The organism is Actinomyces sp. HMSC075C01 (genome assembly GCF_001812965.1).
GTDB lineage: Bacteria > Actinomycetota > Actinomycetes > Actinomycetales > Actinomycetaceae > Actinomyces > Actinomyces acetigenes.
In genome coordinates this window covers 568-833 of the sequence record NZ_KV810942.1, presented here as the reverse complement: position 1 = coordinate 833, position 266 = coordinate 568, and the positions used below count along the sequence as shown (strand labels likewise).

1 protein-coding gene is annotated in these 266 nt (G+C 69.2%); it reads left to right on the top strand.

Going from position 1 to position 266, the window contains the following annotated elements; genetic code table 11:
* Positions 1 to 266, top strand: a 266-nt coding sequence (locus HMPREF2883_RS14975) for a transposase family protein (RefSeq protein WP_256277278.1), incomplete at both ends; no start/stop codon positions are given.

The following is a 266-nucleotide window of genomic DNA, read 5'->3' as shown; positions in this document are numbered from 1 at the left end:
GTCGCGCCAGCCCCTGGTCCAGGTTCTCAGGAACGTGGCTGATCCCAGGGACCGTCGGGGCGTGCGCCATGACCTGCCCACGGTACTGTCCCTGGCCGTGACCGGAGTGCTGGCCGGCTGCCGGAGCCTGACGGCGATATGGGAGCACACCACCGACCTGACCAGCGCCGACCTGCGGTCTTTGGGGGTGGAGGCGGGCCAGGCCCTGCCCTCAGAGTCAACGATCCGACGGGTCCTGCAGAACCTGGACCCCGCTGACGTTGATG